The following is a 2098-nucleotide window of genomic DNA, read 5'->3' as shown; positions in this document are numbered from 1 at the left end:
ATAGTAAATACAGTGGTTTTTATTTTTTTAAAATACCGATTACCTTTTTATTATCACAAACTATTAAACTATTTATTTTATTATGTTGCATTGCTTCATACGCCATTGCTATTGAAACATTCGGTGCTATTGAAACTGGGCTACTATTAGCAATATGCTTAGCCTTTAAGTCAAATAAATCTTTACCATACTTTTCAATTGCTCGACGTAAGTCGCCATCAGTTATCAAGGATTTAGCTTCATCGTCACACATTACCAAAGTGAGCCCTAATGCCCCTTGAGACATAATGTTTATAACTTCTGTTAGTGGTGTATCTTCATTAACTAAGGGTAAGTTTTTAGAAACCATTTCATCACTAACTTTACTGAGCAACTTACGCCCCAAACTCCCCCCAGGATGGAAGCGAGCGAAATTTTCAGGCTGAAAGGAGCGTGATTCCATGAGTGCCACAGTCAATGCGTCCCCCATTACTAACGTTGCAGTTGTAGAAGATGTTGGCGCTAACTGTAATGGGCACGCTTCCTCAGGCACAGATATATTTAAATGGTAGTGTGCATGATTTGCTAGGGTTGAATCTGGGTTGCCCGTTATTGCAATAATTTTATTATTATTATCCTTTAAAAATGGTAATAACTTTAAAACTTCGAGTGTTTCACCAGAGTTAGATATTGCAATAAAAACATCTTCAGGAGTAACCATCCCTAGATCACCATGAAAAGCCTCACCAGGATGCATAAAAAAACTAGGTGTTCCTGTACTCGCAAAAGAAGCAGCTATTTTTTTCCCTATGATTCCTGACTTACCCATACCACAAATAATGGTTCGTCCAGTTGTATTTAAAATTAATTGCACGGCATAATTAAATTCATCATCAAGCTGTTGTTCAACTGCCTTTAACGCTTCTATTTCTATCTTTATTACGCGCTGAGCTACTTCATAACTGCTCATATATACTCCATTATAGCTTTTACATTCAAGTAATCACTTTCGGTATCAATACCATGAGGGATATCACCTAAGTATTTCATTACACCGATTGTTAACCCGTTACTTAGTGCGCGTAACTGCTCTAGTTTTTCACTTTTTTCTAGCGCAGATTCAGGCAAACCACATAGCTTTTGCAGTACTTTAACATTATACAAATAAATACCTATATGACGATTTGCATGGGATAAGCTTTCAGGGGCATCTCGGTCTACTGGTGCAGGGCTACGGGTAAAATATAAAGCTTGATTATTTTCTGTAACAATTGCTTTAACTACATTTGGATTAGTGAAGTCTTCATAATCATTTATCGCAACTGATGCTGTACATAAGTCAAACAGGGGGTTCATTTTACTGAAACTTATTAGCTTTTTTATTAAAGCTGATGGGATTAATGGCTCATCACCCTGCACATTAACGACTAAAGTATTTTCGCTCCAACCTAATTTTGTAGCAACTTCGCTTACTCTATCGGTACCACTTGCATGTGTACTTTTGGTCATTACCACTGGCAATTGTAGTTGATTTGCTTTGGTCTCGATACGGCTATCATCTGTAGCTATAACTATGTCCTTGATACTAATGCCTGCTTCTAAAATACGCTGAGTAACGTGCCAGAATATAGGTTTTTTATTTATTTCTAATAGTGGCTTAGCTGGTAGCCTTGTTGATCCGTACCTTGCCGGAATTACTACTTTAAAATCCAGAGGAATATCCATTATTACTGCCCATACGGTTATATCACCTAATATTATTTAGTGATTCGATAATGACGGCCTAAACAATATGCTTTTAGTACAAAATGAATGTCTAACGGCCCTTTTTTTAGCCCTGCAAGTCTTTGTAAGTTAACAAGAGCAAGACGCAACAGTCTATACATAGATTTATAGAAAGGGGAATAATAACGCCACTGTAAACCTACATCGTAGCCCCTTTCTTTAGCCCTAAAAGCTGTAATTTTTTCAGGCTCATTTTCTAAGCGCGACAACGAGTGACTGAGGCCGCTCATTAGTTTTAAGTTATTATTTTGTTCAAGTGCGTTTAATCTATAGCAAAAAGTAGTATCAACGCCATATAGATAAAATTTACTATCGAAAACATCATTATAAACCG

At 36.6% G+C, this 2098-nt stretch carries 2 protein-coding genes and 1 pseudogene; all 3 read right to left on the bottom strand.

Annotated features, from left to right (window positions below; all coding sequences use genetic code 11):
• Positions 1 to 19 precede the first annotated feature (19 nt).
• Complete coding sequence (locus H5072_RS17750) at positions 20 to 949, bottom strand: SIS domain-containing protein (RefSeq protein WP_165723973.1); 930 nt, start codon at positions 947 to 949, stop codon at positions 20 to 22.
• Positions 946 to 1704 (bottom strand): 3-deoxy-manno-octulosonate cytidylyltransferase, encoded by a 759-nt coding sequence (gene kdsB, locus H5072_RS17745; protein WP_259395978.1) that lies wholly within the window; start codon positions 1702 to 1704, stop codon positions 946 to 948. Before kdsB ends, H5072_RS17750 begins: the two co-directional genes overlap by 4 nt.
• 32 nt (positions 1705 to 1736) lie before the next feature.
• Positions 1737 to 2098, bottom strand: a pseudogene (locus H5072_RS17740) (hypothetical protein); the annotation flags it as partial.

It is taken from the genome of Pseudoalteromonas sp. SR45-5, assembly GCF_014163565.1.
GTDB classification, from domain to species: Bacteria; Pseudomonadota; Gammaproteobacteria; order Enterobacterales; family Alteromonadaceae; genus Pseudoalteromonas; species Pseudoalteromonas distincta.
Note: the sequence above shows the minus strand (reverse complement) of the source record. Positions and strands in the feature narration are given on the sequence as shown.

Coding starts and splice junctions, on each gene's coding strand:
- kdsB (WP_259395978.1), bottom strand. CDS start 1,704: ATGGATATTCCTCTGGATTTTAAAGTAGTAATTCCGGCAAGGTACGGA.
- H5072_RS17750 (WP_165723973.1), bottom strand. CDS start 949: ATGAGCAGTTATGAAGTAGCTCAGCGCGTAATAAAGATAGAAATAGAA.